Below are 22,482 nucleotides of genomic sequence, written 5' to 3'. Positions count from 1 at the left end.
TAATAAGAGTTTATTAGTATACTAATAAACTCTTATTATAATGCCTCTTTTATAATTTTATAACATTTAATTTTTAATTTACATTGTCAAAAATTACACTTTACAGGCTAACAGCTAACAATTTAATTTTTTGACCGGAAATCTATAAAGTTTTATAACTAAAGAATACTAAACACTTAATAAAATTAATCAATCAATTCCTAGTTTATCTTTTAATAGCTCCAATTTTTCAGCATCCATACTAAGCTTATTTAAATCTAAAGCGTTAATAATTGCTGCTATCTCTTCACTAGAAAATCTCTTTCCCTTTAAAAAATGATTTTCAAAACTGTTAAAAGATATCGGGACAATTTCTCTTACTATACTTATCAATGCTTTGGCATATTCGCGCATTTCTTTTGGTGAATTCTCTTTAATTTCTTTTGGACTGTCTAAGGCTAATCGCAATTTAATAAAATGAAAAAGATTATTTAAATCAATTTGCCAATACCATTCAGTATATAAACTTAAAGGCAAAACTATTCTTGAGAGTTCTTTTGGAATATTAGAATTGATCATATCTTGATAAAGCTCATAAGAATGTTTTTGATGATGCTTTATTTTGTCTGATAATTTTCCCAAAGGCTTAAATTCTCTTTTAGATTTATTATTAAAAATTTGACACTTTAAATCTTCTTCTAAGGGAACATAAAATTCCTCTCTTGCCAAGCTGTAGCATCCAGAAACTTCATTAATCCTTGCAGTTCTATGCCTCATCCATTGCCTTGCAATAAATATTGGGGCTTTAACATGAAATGTAAAAACCACCTGCTCCAATGGACTTGTGTGCCCATTTCTTATTAAATAATCAATAAGTTCTTCATCTTTTCTTTTAACACTCTCTCCTCGATAAGAAATCCTTGCTGCTTTAACTATTCTCTTATCATCTCCCATAAAATCAATAAGCTTTAAAAACCCATTATCCAAAATCTTATATTCTTTATTCAAAAACTGAGCTCCTTGCTTAAGGCGAATTTATTAACCTTTTAAGAATGTAATTATTCGGGTGAATATGAATGTAAATATTATATCATAAACAACCTTAATAAGGGATTTAATATTGATCTTAGCAAAATAAAAAAAGGCAGAAACTATATAATTAGCTTCAAACCTTTTTACTTTAACCTCTAATTATTTATAAATCTGTATAATCTAACTATCTCATATATAAAGAAATGGTCATTACTTTTGTAAGGTCTCTTGCGCCTTGAGCTATCTTAACAACATTAGAAATAGCCTTTGCAACATCTTTTTTTGCTACTGCTTGATCCTTATTTGATGGATTTAAACCATTAACTATATTGAGAACTTTTTGAGCCTCTTGAACTGTTTCATCTAAAGCTCTTTCAGAAGCCATTAAAGTTTCTTTAACTTGTTCTACTTTAGCAAATTCTTCTTTTGTCAACTCCAATTCCTTATTATTTGGAGATTTATTTGACATTATTTGCTTCTCTATTAAAAATATTGCTTCCCCAGCAATAGAAACAGCCTTTTGAGTTTCTTGAACAGCCTTTTTAGATATTTCAACAACCTTGTTTGCATCCTCAGCAACTATTCCTGAGCACTTCGCCACAACTGTTGCTTCTTGTGATGCAACAACAGTGCCTTTGGCAACATCTGACATTAAAGACATTGAACCTACAAACTTTTTAACTACCGCTGCATCATTTGATTCTACCAACTCAAGAGATGATTCTCTAACTCCCTCTAATTTACTAGTAACATCTTCGGTTACCTTGTTAATAGTATCTAGAGCTTGATCAACTTGATCTTTTTGATCTAAGCTTTTATCATCTTTTTGATCTAAGCTTTTATCATCTTTTTGATCTAAGCTTTTATCATCTTTTTGGTCCAAGCTTTTATCATCTTTTTGATCTAAGCTTTTATCATCTTTTTGATCTGGTTGTTCTAAAACATTGGATTGAGACTTGAGAATATTTACATTGTTAGAATCTGCAAACACATTTAAATTTACAAATCCAAACAATAATCCGCTAATTATTAAATTACTAAATATTTTAGTCATTATTAATTCTCCTTATTTAAACATTTATTTTTAATATTTTAAAACATAACTAAATTAGAATCAATACATATTTGTATAAAAACATATAATTAACTTTTTTAATTAAGAATGACTTTGAAAACATAAGGCTTTTAACAAAGATTAAATACTCAGAATTTACATTAAAATGGGGAGAACGGTGTTATTTTATAATATTTAGATTTATTATTATAAAATAACACATGAAAAATATAACGCAATCATCAACAAAAACAAGGCTACTTGAGAATATTTTTAAAATTTAATAAAACCAGAAAGTGCAACATTAATATTAACTATCTAACTGCATTGCCAACAAATTTAAAAACCAAACGGAAAAATTTTGGGCTTCTTTTAAGAATATTTTAAACGTTTTATTTATTAAATTTTATTTTAAATAGATAAAACAACCATTGAAAATTAAAGAAATTGAAATATATTTATATTAGAAATAAAAAATATTGAGCTTGCCAAATAAAACTAATAATTAATTTTTTTTTTAAGGATTTCGTTTTGAAGAAAAACATAATTTGGAAAACATTAAAGCTGTTTCAAATAACTTTACTGGTCTCATGTTCTTTTTATTCTAAATCAAACAACACAGAAGCAACAAGCGAATTGCAATCAAACCTCATTAAAGTTAAAAGCTTTGGCGTTGAGAAAGCAGAAAATCTCAAAAATATCCAACATTTACAACAAAGCCAGCTTTTAAAAGATGAAAAAGAAGCAATAATTAAAAAAATTGCACAAAAATTTAATGAGAATGAAAAATTAATTAAAAAAATAAGTTTAAATATCGAGATATTTACTCAAAAAATAAAGACAGATATTCAAAAAATCGAACCTGCTGATCAATTTGGAATAAACACTGCCGCATTTCCAGAAAAACAAGACATGAATATTGATTTCATGTTAAAAGACAATCGGGTTAGAAGATTATTTTACTCATCTTTAAATTATGATGAAAATAAAATCAAAAAATTAGCAACAATACTTGCACAAACATCAAGCTCAACTGGATACCATTACACACTTATTGGTTCAATTTTTTGGACAGGATTTAAGATCCAAGAAGCATTAGAAAACGCCGTTAAGCTTTTAACCAAAGACGAGCAAAGACGCCTAATGTTTAACTTTAGAACAAAAACAGTAAAAGAGATTCAAGAAAAATTTGAAAAACTAATACAAGAGAGAAATTCTTGGATAACAACTATTGACAACATTATTGGTGAATATGACAACAATGCGGGGGGAGCCAGAACTGACGGAAAAATTTTAGGAGAAACAATAAGGCTTGGATACGAACATAAATTCAATCCAAATGAAAGTATGCAAATTTTAAATGATATTGAAACGCCGCTAAAAACCTGTTGTGACCACATACACTACTAATGTGGTGTGTGTGGAAAGTGGTGTTACAAATTAAGGGGGTTGGAATATTGGAAAAAACTTAAAAAATTAAAAACATAAAATATAAGAATATAAATTTAATTTTTTAATACTAAATAATAACATTGTTATTCAAAAGATCTTGTAGTACAATTGTATTATTTTGTATTAAAATCAACAAACATTAATTTTTACTTATAAATATGTACAAGGAGATTATTTTGACAAAAAATAAACTAAATAACATTAAAAATAATATAAAAATGATAATAAAACGAATGATTTACTCATGAAGAATTAAATAAATAAAAAAATTAACACAAGCAACAAATAACTGTTGCACTTGATATTTTTTTCTAAAAAGAGAAGTTAATTCTTCTCTTTTTTTTTAGACTTACAATCTAAATCCGAATAAATCCAAACTAAACTCAATAATAAATTAAATTTTAATTATCAAATAACAATATTATTATTTGATAATTGTTGCAATATGATTATATTATTAGTTTGTATTAGAATTAATAAATACTGGTTTTAATTTATAAGGAGAGCATTTTGACAAAAGTCAACCTAAATATAATTAAGCTTATTAATACCATTACAACAATATTAACTCTAATTTGCATTTCATGCACTGTTAACCCAATTGATCAAAAAGCAGACAGCTACACCAATTCAAAAGAAAACACCGAAAATTCTGAGAATGCACCTGGGGACTTTACATCTTCAGATCAAAAATCCACAAAAGAAACTATAATCTCGAAATTAAAAGAATTTGGCAAAAAACTAGAAACTCAAAAAATTGAAGAAACTAAAAAAGTGGGCACCCTTGCTAAGGGTAATTTAGCAGATAATATTGGGATCTACCCCGCGTCTTATGATAAAAAAGCTATAGAAAAACTTAAAAAAACTTTAAAAACTCCATTAATAACAATAGACGAAGAAACTCAAAAAAATGAAAAACTACAAATAGAGCGAATAATTCAATCATCTTTAAATTACGAAAAAGAAAAAATAGATAAATTAAAAGAAATTCTTCAAAAACTCAAAGGTAACCCCGATTGCGAAAATGCGGTTAGATTATTACTTTATCACAAAGCTTTGGACATTCAAAAACAAATAGACGATCATCTAGAATCAGTAAAAGAAGAAAAATTAAACGCTCTAAGCGAAGAAGAATTAAAAGAGCTACTAATACACGTAGAATTTGACTTAACGCTAAAAGAAAAGTTTAAAAAAACCTTGGAAAAAACTGTTAATGAAGTTACCGAAGAAATTAAAAAAATTGACGAATATTATCAAAAAAATTACGTGGTAGGCTACATATATGGAAATTACGAAATATTTGATTATTCTACTTACGATGCTAAATCTAAACAAGAAAAATTTAATGAATTAAAATCAACAATCTAAAGAAAAAATAATATATTAAACTTAATGTTTTGAAAAAGAGAAGTTAATTCTTCTCTTTTTTAGGCTTAAAATCCAAATAACCCCAAATAACCCCAATTAAATCCAGATAAATACAATTAAATCCAAACTAAAACCAATAATAAATTTAATCTTTAAATATCAAATAAGAATATTATTATTTGACAATTATTACAATATTGTTATAATATTATTTTGCATTATAATTAATTAGTATTAGTTTTAGTTTTAAACTATAAGGAGAGTATTTTGACAAAAGCCAAACTAACTATAATCAAGCTCAATATTATTACAGTGATATTAACTTTAATTTGCATCTCATGTGCACCTTTTAGCAAAATCGATCCCAAAGCAACTGGTAACACTAAGCTTAAAAAAACCTCTAAGCTTAAAAAAACCACCAATCCGAAAACAAAAACTCAAAATTCTGAAGATGAATCTGGGGACCTTAGCTATTACAATCAAGAATTTATGGAAACTACAATCTCAGAATTAAAAGAAATTGGTAATAAGCTGGAAGATCAAAAAAAAGAAGAAACTACACAGCTAGCTAAAATTGCCAAGGAAGAATCTAGTCTTTTAGATCCTTATATTAGTGCTCATGGCGGACTAGCTAGCGAAGAGGATAAAATACTTTTAAAAAGAATACTTTATTCGTCCTTAGACTATAAAAAAGAAAATATAAAGACATTAAAAGAAATTCTTGAAAAACTTATATGTAATCCCGAAATAGACCCTAAAATTTCTGGAACATTCCTTCATCGCACAACTCGGGACATTCAACTACAACTAGAAAATCACTTAAAATCAATAAATGAAAAACTGAACACTAAAAACAAAGAAAATTCAAAAGAAGATTTAAAGGGGTTGCTAGTACGCTTAAAGGCTGATTTACAGCTAAAAGAAAGGTTTAAAAAAGCCTTAAACGAAACGCTTGAAGCTTACCGTAACAATACTAATAATATAAAAGACAATAAAATACTAGCAGAACACTTTAATCAATATTCTAAAGACTTTGATACTTTAAAACCTATCCATGAATAATCTTTAAGAAAAAATAATATGTTGCACTTGAGATTTTGAAAAGAGAAGTTAATTCTTCTCTTTTTTTTTTAGGCTTAAAATCTAAATCCAAATAAACCTAATTAAATCCAGATAAATACAAATAAATCCAAACTAAAAATAATAATAAAAATAATAAAAATTTAATCTTTTTAATATTTAATATTAAATCTTAAATATTAAATAAGAATATTGTCATTTGACAATTATTGCAATATAGTTATAATATTAATTTGTATTAAACTTAATAAATATTAGTTTTAATTTATAAGGAGAATATTTTGATAAACGGCAAACCGAACATAATCAAGCTTAATATTATTGCGGTGATATTAACTTTAATTTGCATCTCATGTGCACCTTTTAGCAAAATCGATCCTAAAGTAAATGCAAACACCAATCTAGAGAAAAACACCAATCTAGAGAAAAACACCAATCTAGAGAAAAACACCAATCTAGAGAAAAACACTCAAAATCCTGAAGATGCCCCTGGGGACCTTAACCCTTCCGATCAAGAACTTTTAGAAACTACAATTTCAGAATTAAAAGAAATTGGTAAGAAGCTGGAAGATCAAAAAAAAGAAGAAGATACAAAAATAGCTGAAATTACTACTGGAAATTTTGATTTCCTAAATACTTTTAAAGTCGGCCCTCGCGATCTTATTGATGAAGGCATCCAAATGAAAATAAAAAGAATGATTTACTCATCTTTAGATTATCAAAAAGCAAAAATAGAGACATTAAAAGAAATTCTTGAAAAACTTCAAAAAAATTCCGAAAACCATAATATACTTGGAAGATTGCTTTACCACATATCATGGGGCACTCAATTCCAAATAGAGCAGGATTTAGTATCAATACAAAATAACGTAGACAATTTACACCTAGAAAGAGCTAAATCATTGCTAATGCAAATAAAATCCAACTTAAACATAAAGCAAAGACTTAAAAAAACCTTAAACGAAACGCTTGAAGCTTACAGTCAAAATGTTCAAAGCATTAAAACCGATGAAAAAAAGCTAGCAGAACACTTTAATCAATATTACAAAGACTTTGATACTTTAAAACCTCTCTCTTAATAATCTTTAAGAAAAAATAATATGTTGCACTTGATATTTTGAAAAGAGAAGTTAATTCTTCTCTTTTTTTTTAGGCTTAAAATCTAAATCCAATGAATACGAATAAATCCAAATAAATCCAAACTAAAAAACAATAATGTATTTCTATTTTTATAAGAGTTTAAATTTAAATTAAAATAATTTGATATACATTTGTAATATGTAATAAAAATTATTTTGTACCCCGCTGCTACATTTTTATAAAAGGAGAATATTATGAAAAAATGTAAAGCGAAAAAATAAGAAAATTAGACCTTAGCCAGATTAAAACATTTTTATTTATATTTATTGATTATTCTATAATTTGAACTAAGCTTTTAATAATTAGTAATTAATTTTAAATTTTAATTAATTTTGATTATTAAAATTCATTAAAAAGAAACAGAGGAATAGTATTTTGAAAATCAAACCATTAATACACTTAAAGCTCCTGGGATTGTTTTTATTTTCCTGTACAATTGATGCCAATCTAGATGAAGATTATAAAAGCAAAGTAAAAGGAATGCTCAACCGCACAAAAGATGATAAAGAAACAGCGGCTGTTAATACAAAACCAAATGCTACAAAAAACATACCAATAGTTGATAAAGTAGCAGCGGAGCTGAAAAAACAAGCGCAAGTGGCAGCAAAAGCTCCAGCAGCACAAAATAAAGGATTGCAAAATCAACCACAAGTAGCAAAAGCGCCACAACAGCAAACTTTAAGCCCTAGAGCAGATCTATCAAATCTGTCAAAAACAATAAATAAAAACACAAGCATACCTACAGCGGGCATAACAAAAACAATGAATGTATCATTGCCAATCCAAAGAAGAACTGCTCAAAGGGGCAAAGCTGCACCCATAGCTACAAGCACCTTTAGCGGCATAAATCAAAAGCCAGCAGCATTTACCTTAAGTTACAACCTTAGCCAACCAACAAGCCAGCCAATAAGTTCAAGCATTGCTGCGCAAGCAACAACATCTTCTAGCAGGGGCAGCAAATTACAAGCATTAAAAAATGAACTTATTAGAAGAATTTCTGAAGAAAAAAATACTACACAAAACAACTTTGGATTTATAGAAACTTACGATCAATTTAAAATGAAAGACTCTGCATTTGCACTACTAGATGTTATTTCAAGTACTAAAGTTTTCAACAGAAGTTACGCGCCGCAGCTTAACTCCAACACACCAGAAGCAGAAAATGAAAGAAATAAATTTTACGCACTTATGGATTTTGATCAAAACAAAACCGAACAATTTGGATCAATAATGGAAACCCTTTACAATGAGAATCAAAATCACAGCTTAATAAGAGAATTAATGATATCAGGGCTTGGAATACAAATTTCTTTTGAACTTGCACTAGACGAAATAAATAAAAAAATTGAAATCTTTAACGAGGATTACTTAAACACTAAAATTAACAGTTTTGATTTCACCTCTAAGCTAAACACGCTTCAATCAAAACTAAATCAAATATTAGATGAAAAAGACGAATGGTCAAGACAAGCTGAAGAGCTTATTGCTTATGCATATAATACAAACCCAAGCGATTCTAAATCTTTAGCAGCGTACATTCAAAACAACTGCCTAAACAAAATGCAAAATGCTCGCCAGTCTGTTCTTGAAACATACATTAGTATCACAGAGCTCAAATAGTTTATTTAAAAAATAAAAATAAACTATTTTACAACTATTTAATCAAAAGAAGAGATCTGGACTCTTCTTTTTTTTTTATTGTTCTATTTTAAATTTGAACTAAATTTAAATCATTAAGTATTAATTTTAAATAATTAAAATTACTTAAAATTTTTATTAAAGGACTAAATTTTGAATAAAACAAAATTATCAATATTTATCACATTGGGGATAATGACATTTTTCTCTTGCGATCTAGACAATAAAAACAGTAAAAACAGTAAAAACAAAGTAGCAAGCTTTACAGAAACAAAATACGATGAATTAAACCTTCAAAAAGACATAAAAAAAGGAGCAAAAAAACAAAACCTTCAAAGATCAAAAAAAGAATTAAAAGCTTCAAATAAAGGGGAAACAGATCTAATTGACAAGCTCTTTGGGATTTTAGTAAGAGAAATGACAATAATAAAAAAAGAAAAACTTCAAACAGAAATACCTAGCCAATTTGGACTAAAAAATAGCATGTTTGAGCTACTTAATGTTTACAAAATTGACCCTCAAAATGGCACAAGGCTTCAAGAAAAAATGAACTCAGGCCTTACAGAATCTCAAAAAATGAGAAGACAATTTTATTCATCACTAAGCTACAACACCACTGATATTTTCAATCTAGCAGAGATTGTAAACAAGCTTTACAAAGACCCAAAAGCCCACGACACAATAAAAAAAATATCAGGGGGCATACGAATTCAACAAGGGTTTGAAGTTGCGCTTGAAGACTTAGCAATTAACATGAAAAAGCTAAGAGAAAATGATTTTAATAAAGATACTTTAGAAGAAATTTATAATTTAATTGTTGATTTCACCTTAATAAAAAAAGAATGGCTTAGCACAATAGAAACATTGATTAAAAGTTCAAATGCCACCTTGGAGCTACAATACAATACAGAAAAGCTAAAAGACCACATTGAACAACTATATAAAGACAAGATGATTTCTCTTTGCTTGAAATCAGAGCAAACATTAATTTCTTTAGATACATTATTTAAATTTAATAATAAATAATTAAAAATTATTAAAAAATAAAACCTTATTCCCAAAGAGAGCTCGAGCTCTCTTTTTTTTGAATTATTATTGCACAATAACAATTTTGAATTAAAGTTATTAATTGGGTAATTAAAATTATTAATTAATAACAAATTACTTAAAATTTTTATTGAAGGATAACATTTTGAAAAATAATAAATTAATTGCAATATTTTTATTGCATATATTAACTGTGCTAATTTTGCTTTCTTGCTCTCTAGAGGTCAAAGACGACAATGAAAATAACAAGCATAAAAAAGAAAAGACAAAAATAGCAAAAACTGAAAACAATTCATCAAAAAATAAAAAGATGTCTAAAAACAGCAAATCAAAAATAGACAATCTGCTTGTTGCTATTAATACTTTAAAAAATCCACCAAAAATCACAGCTGGCAATAAAAACAAGCCCAACCCAGCGGCTTTAAAGCAAAAAAACAGTCCCAACAATAATGCCAATGCTACTCCAAAACAAATATTAGATCCTGAGGTTGCAGAGCTAATACAAAAAATATTAGATAGATCTGAGAATATCATTCGAGTAGGCGAGCTTGACTCTTCCAAGGTTGAGCCTGATGACCAATTTGGAATGAAAGAAGAAATATTTAGTAAAATGCTTTTCAATACAAACTCAACAGCGCATTTTGACGAAAACGAATATACAATTGAAAGAAGAATGCTTTACACATCTTTAAATTTCAACGAAGGAAAAATTGTGGAACTTGGGAAAATTTTATCAAAACTCTATCAAGACTCAAACTACAAAGGTTTGGTTAAAGAAACCCTTATAAACAGAGGCTTTAGCATTCAATTAGCAATGGAAGAAATAAGCTCAAAAATACTAGATGTAAAAGACAAACTACATCTTCTAAACAAAACTAATTTAAAAACGCTCTACCACGATTTTGAGCAACTTAAACCACTTAAAGAAAAATGGATAAAAGACACAGATGATTTTATTAATGAGTACAATGCTAACAACGACTTACAAACCGACATTTCAAAATTAAATGATGCCTTAAGATTAAAAAATTCAAGAGCTCAATTTATAAACATTCACAATGTAATTTTGAATTTAGTAAACACAACTACCAACATTCTTACCCCAATTCAGTAATATTGGGTTTTGCATTCAAAAAGGAAGGGGGTTTTAAAGCCCCTTTCCCTTTTTTATATTTAATTTTAATATATTATTTTAATTTTTCTAAATCAAAATAATAAATAATAAATCATAAGTACTTAACTATTATTGAAAATTAAAAATCAAAAACTTTTTCAATAAATTTATTAAAAAAGTTTTTTAAAATAATTACTAGTGTTGTACTTAACTTATTTAAATTAATTTAAAAGCAAATATTGTTACTTTTTCATTGGCTTTGCCATTGGCTTCATATTTTTATCTGGCATTGATTTCATCATATTTTTATCTGGCATTGGAGCTGTAACCTTTGAATCTTCATCGCTAGTATTTTCCATCTCATCTGAAATTCTTGTAGTTTCGCAAGCAACAAATAATATCGCGCTTAAAAATATAGCGTACATTAATTTTATCATTGTTTATTCTCCTTCTTTAGAACTGATATTATATTAAAATATAATCTTGAAATAATCAATATTAATTGGTTTTTTATTTTAAATAAAAAAAGTATTAAATAATTCACAAACTATTGATAAAATCTGTATAAAATGATATCCTATGTAAATAAATTTGGAATCAAGAATAATTAAATATTTATATGTGCAGCTTTGAATGTTTTAAAAAATAATTTAAATAAATTTAATATTACAAGAGATAAATATGAGTGCAATTGAAAACACCCTAATTTATAAAAATGAACATACAAAACCTTTAAACCCTATTCTTTGTACACAGTTTTATATTAGAACTTACAGCGTAGATTCAAATGCAGCAGTCGAAATAAAATCCGAAGCACATTATTTAGACCAATACGATAAAATCACACTAACAAAAGGCAAGCTAAAATCAATTAGCATATTAGCCCACAAAACCAGTATGGATAAAAAAGGTTTAAAAAACCTGCTTCAATTAAAAAATCACAAAGATTATAATTATTTTTATGAAAATAATTTCATAAGATGTTGTTTGAATTTCGAAGATAAACAAAAAAAAGAACTGAATTTAATGCCCTTGTTTCATTATCACAGTTTATCAAGCATTAACAAGGCAATTCTAAGCAAAGACAAAACCGGCAATTTGCAATTTGGAAGCTCATTTTACGTATCAACCAATCACAGCTGGAAATATCTAAGCTTTGCTAAATTTCAAAAAAGCCTAAATAAAGTTAAACTTATCTACTCCGCTTATTCTAATAAAAAATATTACATTAAAATAAGTCAAAGCATTTACGATACACTAAAAATATTAATCAATGCTTCAAGGCTAAAAGAATTCATCAAATAATTTGATCTATAAAATTAAATTAAACACTTCCCACACACGTTTCAAAGAGGCTCTAGCACGAGCCCTCTTTGTATAAATTTTTAGACAAGTAAAATTCATATTTTAAAATGTGAGCTATACTTTAAAATAGCTATCTACTTAAAATCAAAACGTAGCCTATTAAATTAATAAATACTACTTTTTAACTACCTCCAAAGAAGTTCTTTTTGCATTAAAGAACTTCTTTTTTTAAAAATTAATTTCTATTATTTTTTAAAAAATTTAATCAAATAAGCTTTAAAATACCTTATTAATAATTAATATTATTATATAATGAACAAATCAAAAGGGATAAGGAGAAATAAATGAGTAAAAGAGTAATTTTAATACTGCTAGAAATTTTAATCTTGTCGTGTGATTTATTTACAAATAAAGAACAAAAACCCGAAAAGCAAGCATCTAAAAAACAAACATCTGAACAGCAAGTACCCCAAAAGCAAGTACCCCAAAAGCAAACTCCTGAACAGCAAGTGCCTGAAAAAGGGGAAATACACAAAGAACAAAAACCCGCAATAAAAATAACCCCCGTAGTATCAATTCAAACGATAGAAATAAGACAATCAAATCAAGTTCCAACAAGCACCGAAGAATACTACAAACAAGCTTATCCGATTCAAACATTCGATCTTGATTTTAGCATCAAAAGAGAAAGAGAATTTCAACAAACAGAAGATAAAATCTTACCCGCTGCGGGGAAAGTGGAATCTTTGAGCATCTTAATAAATAAAAAATTGTTAGACTTTAAAAGCCCAAAAAATACAAAAACCTCAACTTTAAAAAATCTCAAGGATATTGAAAATATTGATAATTTCTTCCAAGATCAAGATTTATTATTTGTTTTAAACCTTAAAAATGAAAATGATAAAAGCATTATTAGCGTTATGCTTAATCCCCCAAACGACACCCAAACACCCAAAGATTATTTGTTAAAGGACCTTAAAGAAACAATTCAAAAGGGTATAAGTGAGAAATACTTAAATCCTATCTATAGATTTCAAATAAAAAACAACAAAGATTACCATTCAATAGATTACAACAAATTATCTATTAGCGATAAAACAATAGAATTGGACTTAGTACCTCACAATCAAGTTTTTCAAATGAATAAAAATTTCACTAAAATCTTAGACGCCCTAACAGACATAAATAATCTAAAATTATTAATTCAAAAAGAATATATCTAAAATTAAATAAGGCTTTTAAAATAAATTATATTTAATTGATTAATTAAATATAATGATATATAATTACATTTAAATTGCTTAGGTTAAAGGAATAATTAAATGGTTAGGAAAATAATATTTATTTCGTTTTCAGTATTTATTATGTCTTGTAGCGCAATTGGGCGTGGAATTTTAATAGATTCTATTCTGCATAATGTGCACAAAGAATTCGAACAAGAACTAAAAGATGAAAATGGGAAAAAGAAAAATTCAAAATCAAAACCCGCAATAAACGAAAATGCTGAGGACAGTTCTGAAGAAGATGAAAATGAAGATGGTGAAGAACAAGCTGAAGAGTAATAGGGCAATCAAATCATTTTAATATTTTTAAAATATTTTATTAGCTAACGGTAAAAATTTTAAGCCTACATTTAAATATATTAATATATTCAAAGGAACATCGATTTTCACCCGATGTTCTCCTTTATTAGTAAATCTGAAAAATTTAAAGTATGCTGTACACTTAGTACAAAGCAAATCTTTTGTATCAAGATAAAATAAAGAAGAATGGTGCTGAAAATTTTAGAGAAATTTATAAATTTAGAAACAGCACCACCACTTCAACACCAAATTGCTAATAGACCAAAGGCAACAATTACAAATTATTAAATTTTAAATTCTACAAAACAGTAAGAATAAAAATTTAAAAATAAAAATACAAAATCTATGATACCCCCTTAAATCCCCTTAATAGGGGATTTTATATTTAAAATGAAATCAAAATACAAAAAATGTGATATAATATTTCTCAATATTCCTGTTTTAAAGGAGCGTAAGGCTTTGAAAGGCAAGCTTAAAAAAGCTTTAAAATTTTCAATATTTGCACCATTGCTGCTAGTTATTAGCTGTAATGCGAATATGGACACAAATGACAAAAACAAGGCCTTAAACGAATATAAATTACAAAATATCTCAGAAGTCATTAAGAACAGCTTGCGGCTTGAATCAGACTCTGGCTTAAAAAAGGACCCCGAATCAAAAATAAATCAAGAAACACCTCCTATTTTAGAAATTGAAAAAATTGAACCTGGAAAACAAGAGATTTACTTAAAATCTGAATTTGAAAACGAAGGCTTAATGCCACCAGAAGGCCTAGAAGAAACAAATATGGCAAAATCAGAAGAAGAAATTGCAAAAATACAAGAAAAATTATTGTTAATCGGAGCTTCTGATGAAATCATGGGGCAAGAATTGGGCGAAAATATGCAAAAATCTTTACATCCAACTACAATAGAATTCAAAATTTCAACAACCACCACCACCAACGAAGTAATACTTACCCCAATTGAAGAAGAAGAAATTAATAATGAGAAAGACAAAATTTTTGATCAAAAAGAAGAAAATGACACTTTTAAAAATATCATTTTCAAAAATAACCTTTTAGAAAATAGCACTTTAGAAAATAGCACTTTAAGCAAAAGTGCAACACCCCCAACGCAAAATCTACAAAATCAATTCCAAAAACACAGTACTCACTTGAACAGCAATGACAACCTTATAACAAAAGAATACGCAAATCAAGTTAGAGATTCTCTAGATAAAGCACTAAATGCAATAAAAAATTTAGAAACATCTAAAGAATTTAAAGAGCTTGAAAGTTATACCACAAGCATAGAAACAACAAAAAATAGATTACTCAAAGAGTTAATAAAAAGTGAGCTTGTTTTTGAAGAAACTAAAGATCCCTTGGGAACAAGCACAATAAAAAGAGTAATAGATGCTGCCAAGAAATGGGGGAAAAAAGAAAACATAAGTCAAATAGACTGGGACTTAGGCTTTAAGTTTCATCCAAACCCAAAACTTTACAACAAATTAATAGCTCAAAAATACAAAGTTTTGGCCGAAAAATTTACTAAAGTAAAAAATGAATACCAAAACACAAAAGAACAACTAAAAGCTGACTCCAAATTAACAACCAACAGTATCAGCAAAATAATTAACGCAACAGAAGAGTTTGCAAACCAAGTAAGGAACTTAATCTTATTAGTAGAAAACAATAATCAATAGGCCTTTGACAGCAAACTTAAACTTAAGAAAAGAAAAATCAAAAACAAAACTGCTTCAAGAAATAGGGCCTGTTTTTCCGGTTGTGGTTGTTGGCGCACCACTACTATTAACATAAGTTAGCGTACCAGAACTGTGAGTATGATTTTCAAACTTAGTTCCATTAATCTTTAAGTTACCTTTAATTTCAATATTATCTACATCAATGATCAATTTTTTAGCTTTAAATTTTATATTCTCGCTTTGTGAATCAAAATCTTGCACGCTTAATTTAAACTGATCAAGCTTAATGCCAATTTTCTTAGGATTAAGAACACTTAGAATGTAAAAATAATTTTTATCAAAATGATTATTATCACTTTCTTGGAAAATATTAAAATTACTTTGAAGTAAAACCACCTCATCTTCTGCTGCTAAATCAAGATTAAAGTTGGATATGCTGCAAGTGCTAATCTTTAGCCCTTCGTATTCTTTAATGGTAACAACACCCGTTTGAGTTTTAAAGTCAAAGCTTTTAACAACACCTATTCTGCAAATAAAAACATTCTCAAAAATAAACTGCTTTAAAGCACCAACAGCAGAACCCTTCAGGCTACCCAGCTCCCCCACACGTAAATCATTATTTTGCATAATAAATTCCTTTTTTATTCTCAGAGTAAAGCTCAAGATTTAAAACACACTCTCTGGCGCTGCTTAATCTGGCACTGGTGTTTTTAACACTGCAGTTGATGGTATTCCCATGTCTGTCTTTAAAGCTTAGATTATCTGCAATCTTAATATTGTGAGTAAACATCACTTGCGCTTGATACAAACTCAAACCGGGCTTAACCCCCAAAAAATCTCTTTGGCACGGGACAAACAAAAGCCCATAATCTTCAAGTCTTTTGCACTCGCCAGAAACAAATTGTCCGAAATTCATAAAAATAAACCTTGAATCAACATCTTGCCCGGGACTGCCAATCTCAACAATAACAGAGTCAACGTACCCTTGTCGCCTTAGGTATTCTATTAATCCTTTTGGCGAGTTACAAGCAAAGCTCTCTTTGATCACTTTTGTTTTTTCAAGTTCATTCATAAAAAAGATTGCTTTGTCCTTAAATACATATTTTATTGCATCAGCAATAGTGCTGCCTTTGAAATTTTTATACTCAAATTTTCTCTCTAAAAAGGTCGCTTTGGACAAAAGATACAATTCACACTCAAAACTAAAATTCTCAAGCCCACCAATTCTTTCAACAGGCGCTTTTAAATACCCAGCCATAATAAACCGGTAATCTTGCTGGTCTGAGAACTTTTTATAATAAATTTTTACAATGTCTGCTGTCTTAAAATCAGAAAAATCTAAAGGTGCATTAAAAATTTGAAGTTTGGCCTTTTTGCTAGTTATTAAATTATTCTCAGAATATGTATTTTGAATAAAAATATTTAAATCAGGCACACCATTTTGAGTAGTAATAACAACTCTGGGCCTTGGGCCTGCAAGTCTGCCGCCAATGCTGTTTTTAGAATCAACTGCGTTGTAAAACTCAATCTTAAAATCGTATTGAAAAATTAACATCTTTTTTAAATAAAACTCCTTTTTAAATTAACAAGTTATTAATTGAATTAATATTATTATTAATATTAAATTAATAATTAATTAAATTTTTAAAATATGCAAATTTAAAAATTTAGCTAAACTGACCCTCAAGAGAATCAAAAAACTCATCTTCACTTTGATCTTCGTTAAGCTCATCAACTTCACTTTCACTCTCATCTTGATAATCGTTTTCACTCTCATCTTGATAATCGTTTTCACTCTCATCTTGGTAATCGTTTTCACTCTCATCTTTGTAATCGTTTTCACTCTCATCTTGGTAGCTGCTTTCTAGTTCGTCTGATTCTTGGTCTGGATCAGCTAAAAACTCACCTTCTGCACGGCCAAGATCATACTTATTTAAGATTCTTCTTTTGTTGCATTTTTTTACACCTTGCGGTCTTTTAGAAGGTTTAGAGCTTGAAAGCTTAAGGTCAATAGATTTATTGGTTTTGCTTAAAGGCTTCAAGCTACTCTGATCATCAACTATTCTTTTTTTAAAATTTTCACGAGAATTTTCACGAGATTTTACACGAGATTTTACATTCTTAAGCCTACTAATACTGGATTGATAATAGTTTTCTAGAAAAAGAGCTTTTTTAATAATTTTCTCTGCAATAAGCTTTGTATATTCCGGATTTTCAATAAAGCTTTTATTTTTATAACTTCTTGTTAAATGTTTATATTTTCTAATAATCTTAAGTAGCGGTAATTTCACCTCTTTTTGAAATCTGCGCAAAGCAAGTTTCTGTTTTATTATTTTCTGCAAATTATTACAATAAGCATTAAGCGCATTAAGCTTAGCAAGTATTTCTTGACTTTTAACGCTGCCGGCTTTGTCTTGAGATTTGATTAAAATCCCATTGTCAATGTCGTGCATTAATACATACGCCAAATCTATGTCTTTTTTGAAATTCCATTTTTTAAAATTAAATGGTCTTGCCACACTTGCGTATGTTGTTGAAACAATAAATAAAAAAAATATTAAAATAAACTTAAATTGTCTCATTAATATTCTCCCAATATTTAGATGTTTTTAATTAATATTTTAACCTTTATAAGTCAAAATATTAAACGTTTTACAAATTTTTACTTGCAAACTAATTTCAACCTCTTCCAGATAAACTGTGTCTTTAAGCTTTAAAGAATTAATGCTTACCACCTCGTGAAATCCTACCGAAGGGCTGTACATGCTGTAATAAACACCCAGATTAAACCTTTGCCTGAATTGCATTTTTATAAAATTGCTATTAAATTCTAAAACACTGTTCATAAAAGGGGTTTCTTTTAAAGCTCTTAGTAAAGTTTGATCATAAATAGATGACAAAATTCCTTTATTAATTGTTACAATCTCAGGCCTTGGAGTAATGTTAAAGTTTACATATTCACTTTTTGTATTGGTAAAATCAATTACCGCGCGGTCTGAGCTTACGCTTGAGAGATTTTCTTCTATTAGATCATGCTTTGTAAAAATAAAAAATAGTTGGGGAATGTACCCAAGACCTTTAAAATCAAGCCTTGGGAAAAGTAAAACAAAATTAGAAATGCTTGCTAAACTTGAGATTTGATTTACAATATCTTTTATTAACTTACTGGTTTGCTCTTTAATCACTTAAAACCTCTTTTCTTAAGGCATTCTAGAATCATCATCAATTCCTCTTGAATTAAATTCACTAGCACTATTTAGCAAATTTGTAATGTGCTCAACCAAAGGCAAGCTTTCAAAAGCTTGTGCTAAAATAATGCCAAGATTTGAAAAAGTATTTCTTAAGGGGTCTAGCACGCTGCTTGTAAAATCGTAATTTTTAGCCCACTCTAAAAGTTCTAAAGTTTTTTCTAAAAGCGGGCCTAATCCGGGCTCAAGGGTAGCATTTATTATTTTACTGCTATTTAAAACCTCAGGCTCAACCTTTGAATTTCTTAAAGAACTTGTTGGCACTTTAAAACTTAAAACTTTTTCTAAATTATTCTCGCCCTTTAGAAAATCGCTTACCAGGTTAATCGCTTTTAAGTCATTTTTAGCATACCCTTCGTTTTTTAATTTTTGTGCAAGCTCAACCATAAAAGAGAAATCATTTGAATTTGAATTTGAGCTTGAATTTGAATTTGAATTTGAATTTGAGCTTGAATTTGAGCTTGAATTTTGCGAACTTTGAAGGATATAAAGTTTTCTTAAAAAATCATTTCTCTCAAGCTCTGTTTCAAAAGATCTTTTTCTTTTTAGTATTTTATTTGCACTTTCTTTTTGACTATCTTTGTACACCAAATTTTCAAGACTTAGCTTGGTCTTTTTGTCTTTTAAATTTTGAAATTCTTCTAAAGGCGAATTTAAATCATTAAAAGCATTTTTTATATTAAAAAAATCAACTGGGCTTGGACCTTTAAAAAGATCTCTAAAAGACATTAAATTTTTAAAAACAATCTGGCTGTTTTTGTTTTTCAAACCCAAAGGTTCTTGTAAATCCTTAAAAGGGGGCTTGTTAAAATTGGAATTTAATCTAAAGCCTTTTGACGCATTAGCTTGATCTTTAAAGGAAGTATTAATAAAATTCTGCTTAAAAATGCTTTTAATATTTTCAGTTTTAAAAACTGAATATTGGCTAGAGCCAAGATCTAATTTTTCTACTTTTGGCTTTAAATAAGAGTTTGGACCGCTTTTATCATTCAAATATAAAGCAAAACCACTTTTGTCTTTTAAATCAAAATCCAAACCACTAAAATCTTTAAAAACACTCTTTGGGTTGTTTTTCTGAGAATCATTAAAGCTTAGAAAATCCTTAAAATAATCTTTTTTGCCCAAAACATTTAAAGACTTAAAACTTGCTGATTTTTCAGAATTGTCACCTTTGGGAGTTTTAAGAATTTCAGGCCTTTTAAGGCTTAAGGATAAAAAATCTTTACTACTTTTTCCACTCACACCCCCGCCAAGCCCTTGGCTTAAAAAATTTTCCCTTTTTAGACTTAAAAGCTCTTTTTTTAAATTACTCTTGGTGGCATTTCTGTCAAGAACACCTTCTAATGTAATTGTGAATTTATTATTATTGTTTTCTTCGTACATAAAAACCTTTAACAAAACCTTTAAAACATGCTACTAAAACAAAAACCGCTCGTATATTTCCTTGTTAAGCTTTAAGCTTGCTACTCGGTTAACCTCTAAAAGTTCTTTGTAGCTCATTTTTTTAACGTCTTTGTATGTGCAAATGCCCATTACAATAGGGAAATAATACTTATTGGTTTCTCTTGTCAAATAGTCTATGTATTTAAAATAATTGGTCGCAATCTCTTGCTTATTCATTGCCACCTTCTTGAAGAGAAGACTCAAAACCAGGCTTTAAAGAATCTTCAAGGCTTGAGTCTGAAGGCCTGCTTGTAATTAAAAAATCATAACTCCAGCGCTCGTTAATGTAGTCATACTTAATGTAATCGCCGTTTTTGTCTTGAAAACTTTCAATGTAAACTAAACCGGGCTTTTTAAAACCTTCTATTGTTTCAAAAAGTGAATGCTGAACTGAAAAAAGAATTGTGGGAAGAGCATACTTGTAAAGCTCAGAATATTTTCTCTCTTGGTTTAAGATTTCGTAAAATTCATCCAAAAAACCTCTTGAGATCATTAGTTTGGTTATTTCTTTTAATGTCCGCAGATCATTAAGTTTGCTAATAAGTTCATCCCTTTCAATATCAAATCCTAAAACACTGTCCCACTCGTACATGGGAATATCTTTTAAAACGTATGTATGTGTTTTGGCTCTGGTTAATATTTTTAACTTGTATCTCATTTTAAATTTTTATCCTTTAATTAAAACATTTTTAAAACATTTTTATTGTAAAATGTTGCAATCAAATTGCTTTTAACTTTTTAACTTGCCTTCTCAACATCACAATTGATTGCATGAATTGTAAACTTAACAGTATCATTATCAGCTGAATACTTTCTAGTTGGAATTTCTGCAAAAAAAGCACTATTTGAAATAATTTTAAGTCCCATTTGATCGTTAAACACTAATCTTTTTAACTTTTTAGATTTTGGTACATTCTCGTAAAATTGCTCATTGCTTAGCTTTGTTAAAAGTTTGTAATCAAGAGATCCTTTGCTTACTTCTAAATCAAAAATATGAACAACGGTTCTTGGATCTCTAAAGCTTGGAATTGGAAAATTTCTGTCTTCTGTGCTTGCTTTAGCCATTACATTAGGTTCTGTGCTGTACTCAAGAGTGCCTGTGTCTATTAAATTGTCATTAAAGCTAAAAAATATTAAATCCAGTGAATAATATTCTTTCATTATGATGCTCTCCTTAAATATTCGTTTATCTCTTGTGTTGTTATTACTAAATTAACACTATTAAAACTGTCATTATACTTAAGTGCAACTTCTAAGCTTAAGCTTAAGCCCTCAGAAGAGCTGACTTTAAGTTTAATCTGTTTATAAGAGACAATAAGACCTTTTTGTTTAAGTTCGTGGAAAAAACATTCAAGCCCTGCTGTGTATTCGTTTGGCAAATTGCCGTCCAAATTTAAAGCACCAAGCTTGCTGTTAGCTCTATTGTTTTTATTCCAAATCCTAATAAGCTCTTTTATTGATTCATTTTTAATGTAAAAAAGAGTAAAAGCCTCATCAATCGGGTCGCCTGAGAGACTAACTCCTTCTTTGAAAGCTAAAATGCCGTCATTGCCAGTTTCATTCAAAAGAGAGTAAAAATTAATATTGGATTTTCTAAGTGAATCAATTAAAAAATCATCATAAACAGGAGCAGAGTTTAAAATCATTCCATAAGGATTAACAGCGTGAAAAATGCTTGCTTGATGCAAATAAACTGCCGTAAACTTAAGGTGCAAATTTTGATTGCCGGCGTAAACAGCAATAACATTTTTAAGCTCGCTTTTGTCTTTGCCTTTTAAAAAATTTGGCAAGTTGCCATCTTTGGTAGAAATTACAATAAAATTGCAAATTTTTCTAATCTCTTCAAAATCACTACTAATAGTATCTTCTGATTGATTTACAAAAACTACAAACGGATGTAAATTGGATTTTAAAAAATCTTTAATCTCTTTAATCTGGTTGTAAACATAAAAATCAACAGACTTAAGTCCGTCTTGCCCAAAAAAATCATTGATTGACTTTTGCAAAGCACTTATTTGCTCTTCTGCTATTTTTTTCTTAGAAGAATCAGACTCTTGGGTCTTTTGAATCTCAAGTTTTTCAAGAAAATCTTCTAAATTTGTAACACTTAATGCCAAGTGTTTGCTTGCTAAAACATTGCTTTTGTAAATTAAAAGCGGACTGTAATAATTAATATTGTTAAAAGCTAATCTGTTTTGCACCAAACTAATGCTTATTGTATCTTTTGGCATTTATCCTCCTTTTTAAATTTCTTTTTTTAATTTTTTTTAATTTTTTTTAATTCATTTCAATTTCTTTTAATTTCTTTTAATT

The 22,482-nt window shown here is 28.3% G+C and carries 23 protein-coding genes; 11 read left to right on the top strand and 12 right to left on the bottom strand.

Features of this window, described 5'->3' with window-relative positions:
- Positions 1-189 precede the first annotated feature (189 nt).
- Together thyX and QIA22_RS00560 are read right to left on the bottom strand one after the other, a co-directional pair.
- Positions 190-987, bottom strand: coding sequence for an FAD-dependent thymidylate synthase (gene thyX, locus QIA22_RS00565; protein WP_301611237.1), 798 nt, complete (start codon positions 985-987; stop codon positions 190-192).
- 208 nt (positions 988-1,195) lie between these two features.
- Positions 1,196-2,065: an OMS28 family porin gene (locus tag QIA22_RS00560; RefSeq protein WP_301611236.1), complete on the bottom strand. Its 870-nt coding sequence runs from the start codon at positions 2,063-2,065 to the stop codon at positions 1,196-1,198.
- A gap of 531 nt (positions 2,066-2,596) precedes the next feature.
- Between QIA22_RS00560 and QIA22_RS00555 the strand changes: the two genes are divergently transcribed.
- The 7 genes from QIA22_RS00555 (at position 2,597) to QIA22_RS00525 (ending at position 10,904) form a co-directional block, all read left to right on the top strand.
- A complete protein-coding gene (locus tag QIA22_RS00555) occupies positions 2,597-3,475 on the top strand; it encodes a complement regulator-acquiring protein (protein ID WP_301611235.1) in 879 nt (292 codons plus the stop codon).
- 552 nt (positions 3,476-4,027) lie between these two features.
- On the top strand, positions 4,028-4,885 hold the full coding sequence (locus QIA22_RS00550; RefSeq protein ID WP_301611234.1) for a complement regulator-acquiring protein: 858 nt from the start codon (positions 4,028-4,030) through the stop codon (positions 4,883-4,885).
- Positions 4,886-5,152: 267 nt separating this feature from the next.
- The gene (locus QIA22_RS00545) at positions 5,153-5,947 is read left to right on the top strand and encodes a complement regulator-acquiring protein (protein WP_301611233.1); all 795 of its coding nucleotides are present in this window, start codon (positions 5,153-5,155) and stop codon (positions 5,945-5,947) included.
- Positions 5,948-6,246: 299 nt separating this feature from the next.
- Positions 6,247-7,044 (top strand): complement regulator-acquiring protein, encoded by a 798-nt coding sequence (locus tag QIA22_RS00540; protein ID WP_301611232.1) that lies wholly within the window; start codon positions 6,247-6,249, stop codon positions 7,042-7,044.
- Between the two features lie 436 nt (positions 7,045-7,480).
- Entirely contained in the window at positions 7,481-8,725 is a 1,245-nt protein-coding gene (locus QIA22_RS00535; protein WP_301611231.1) for a complement regulator-acquiring protein, read from the top strand.
- Between the two features lie 171 nt (positions 8,726-8,896).
- Positions 8,897-9,769, top strand: coding sequence for a complement regulator-acquiring protein (locus QIA22_RS00530; RefSeq protein WP_301611230.1), 873 nt, complete (start codon positions 8,897-8,899; stop codon positions 9,767-9,769).
- A gap of 166 nt (positions 9,770-9,935) precedes the next feature.
- Positions 9,936-10,904 carry a complement regulator-acquiring protein gene (locus tag QIA22_RS00525; RefSeq protein WP_301611229.1) on the top strand — a complete coding sequence of 323 codons (969 nt, stop codon included), beginning with the start codon at positions 9,936-9,938 and terminating at the stop codon, positions 10,902-10,904.
- Between the two features lie 242 nt (positions 10,905-11,146).
- On the opposite strand, the gene QIA22_RS00520 is transcribed toward QIA22_RS00525, so the two are convergent.
- Positions 11,147-11,341, bottom strand: coding sequence for an Lp6.6 family lipoprotein (locus tag QIA22_RS00520; protein ID WP_301611228.1), 195 nt, complete (start codon positions 11,339-11,341; stop codon positions 11,147-11,149).
- A 244-nt stretch (positions 11,342-11,585) separates the two neighbouring features.
- Between QIA22_RS00520 and QIA22_RS00515 the strand changes: the two genes are divergently transcribed.
- From QIA22_RS00515 to QIA22_RS00500, 4 genes are all read left to right on the top strand, one after another.
- Positions 11,586-12,209, top strand: a complete 624-nt coding sequence (locus tag QIA22_RS00515; protein ID WP_301611227.1) for a hypothetical protein — start codon at positions 11,586-11,588, stop codon at positions 12,207-12,209.
- A gap of 344 nt (positions 12,210-12,553) precedes the next feature.
- Positions 12,554-13,432, top strand: a complete 879-nt coding sequence (locus tag QIA22_RS00510; RefSeq protein WP_301611226.1) for a hypothetical protein — start codon at positions 12,554-12,556, stop codon at positions 13,430-13,432.
- Between the two features lie 99 nt (positions 13,433-13,531).
- A complete protein-coding gene (locus QIA22_RS00505; protein ID WP_301611225.1) occupies positions 13,532-13,771 on the top strand; it encodes a hypothetical protein in 240 nt (79 codons plus the stop codon).
- Between the two features lie 480 nt (positions 13,772-14,251).
- Positions 14,252-15,478: a hypothetical protein gene (locus QIA22_RS00500; RefSeq protein WP_363323315.1), complete on the top strand. Its 1,227-nt coding sequence runs from the start codon at positions 14,252-14,254 to the stop codon at positions 15,476-15,478.
- Between the two features lie 54 nt (positions 15,479-15,532).
- Here the strand turns inward: QIA22_RS00500 and QIA22_RS00495 are convergent, their stop codons facing one another.
- The 9 genes from QIA22_RS00495 to QIA22_RS00455 form a co-directional block, all read right to left on the bottom strand.
- Positions 15,533-16,105, bottom strand: coding sequence for a DUF777 family protein (locus QIA22_RS00495; protein ID WP_301611223.1), 573 nt, complete (start codon positions 16,103-16,105; stop codon positions 15,533-15,535).
- Complete coding sequence (locus QIA22_RS00490) at positions 16,095-17,033, bottom strand: DUF693 family protein (protein WP_301611222.1); 939 nt, start codon at positions 17,031-17,033, stop codon at positions 16,095-16,097. Before QIA22_RS00490 ends, QIA22_RS00495 begins: the two co-directional genes overlap by 11 nt.
- A 112-nt stretch (positions 17,034-17,145) precedes the next feature.
- The gene (locus QIA22_RS00485; protein ID WP_301611221.1) at positions 17,146-18,060 is read right to left on the bottom strand and encodes a hypothetical protein; all 915 of its coding nucleotides are present in this window, start codon (positions 18,058-18,060) and stop codon (positions 17,146-17,148) included.
- A gap of 39 nt (positions 18,061-18,099) precedes the next feature.
- Positions 18,100-18,663, bottom strand: coding sequence for a DUF792 family protein (locus QIA22_RS00480; RefSeq protein WP_301611220.1), 564 nt, complete (start codon positions 18,661-18,663; stop codon positions 18,100-18,102).
- A gap of 15 nt (positions 18,664-18,678) precedes the next feature.
- Positions 18,679-20,124 (bottom strand): hypothetical protein, encoded by a 1,446-nt coding sequence (locus QIA22_RS00475; RefSeq protein ID WP_301611219.1) that lies wholly within the window; start codon positions 20,122-20,124, stop codon positions 18,679-18,681.
- Positions 20,125-20,142: 18 nt separating this feature from the next.
- Complete coding sequence (locus tag QIA22_RS00470; RefSeq protein ID WP_301611218.1) at positions 20,143-20,346, bottom strand: DUF1322 family protein; 204 nt, start codon at positions 20,344-20,346, stop codon at positions 20,143-20,145.
- Positions 20,339-20,827, bottom strand: coding sequence for a DUF1473 family protein (locus tag QIA22_RS00465; protein WP_301611217.1), 489 nt, complete (start codon positions 20,825-20,827; stop codon positions 20,339-20,341). The genes QIA22_RS00470 and QIA22_RS00465 overlap by 8 nt, the downstream gene beginning before the upstream one ends.
- Positions 20,828-20,907: 80 nt before the next feature.
- The gene (locus QIA22_RS00460) at positions 20,908-21,330 is read right to left on the bottom strand and encodes a DUF1463 family protein (RefSeq protein ID WP_301611216.1); all 423 of its coding nucleotides are present in this window, start codon (positions 21,328-21,330) and stop codon (positions 20,908-20,910) included.
- On the bottom strand, positions 21,330-22,400 hold the full coding sequence (locus QIA22_RS00455) for a DUF787 family protein (protein WP_301611215.1): 1,071 nt from the start codon (positions 22,398-22,400) through the stop codon (positions 21,330-21,332). The genes QIA22_RS00460 and QIA22_RS00455 overlap by 1 nt, the downstream gene beginning before the upstream one ends.
- Between the last annotated feature and the right edge of the window lie 82 nt (positions 22,401-22,482).

This window comes from Borreliella kurtenbachii, assembly GCF_030437945.2.
Lineage (GTDB): Bacteria > Spirochaetota > Spirochaetia > Borreliales > Borreliaceae > Borreliella > Borreliella carolinensis.
Note: the sequence above shows the minus strand (reverse complement) of the source record. Positions and strands in the feature narration are given on the sequence as shown.

Coding starts and splice junctions, on each gene's coding strand:
- QIA22_RS00465 (WP_301611217.1), bottom strand. CDS start 20,827: ATGAGATACAAGTTAAAAATATTAACCAGAGCCAAAACACATACATAC.
- QIA22_RS00495 (WP_301611223.1), bottom strand. CDS start 16,105: ATGCAAAATAATGATTTACGTGTGGGGGAGCTGGGTAGCCTGAAGGGT.
- QIA22_RS00560 (WP_301611236.1), bottom strand. CDS start 2,065: ATGACTAAAATATTTAGTAATTTAATAATTAGCGGATTATTGTTTGGA.
- QIA22_RS00460 (WP_301611216.1), bottom strand. CDS start 21,330: ATGAAAGAATATTATTCACTGGATTTAATATTTTTTAGCTTTAATGAC.
- QIA22_RS00515 (WP_301611227.1), top strand. CDS start 11,586: ATGAGTGCAATTGAAAACACCCTAATTTATAAAAATGAACATACAAAA.
- QIA22_RS00490 (WP_301611222.1), bottom strand. CDS start 17,033: ATGTTAATTTTTCAATACGATTTTAAGATTGAGTTTTACAACGCAGTT.
- QIA22_RS00520 (WP_301611228.1), bottom strand. CDS start 11,341: ATGATAAAATTAATGTACGCTATATTTTTAAGCGCGATATTATTTGTT.
- QIA22_RS00470 (WP_301611218.1), bottom strand. CDS start 20,346: ATGAATAAGCAAGAGATTGCGACCAATTATTTTAAATACATAGACTAT.
- QIA22_RS00455 (WP_301611215.1), bottom strand. CDS start 22,400: ATGCCAAAAGATACAATAAGCATTAGTTTGGTGCAAAACAGATTAGCT.
- QIA22_RS00485 (WP_301611221.1), bottom strand. CDS start 18,060: ATGAGACAATTTAAGTTTATTTTAATATTTTTTTTATTTATTGTTTCA.
- QIA22_RS00510 (WP_301611226.1), top strand. CDS start 12,554: ATGAGTAAAAGAGTAATTTTAATACTGCTAGAAATTTTAATCTTGTCG.
- QIA22_RS00505 (WP_301611225.1), top strand. CDS start 13,532: ATGGTTAGGAAAATAATATTTATTTCGTTTTCAGTATTTATTATGTCT.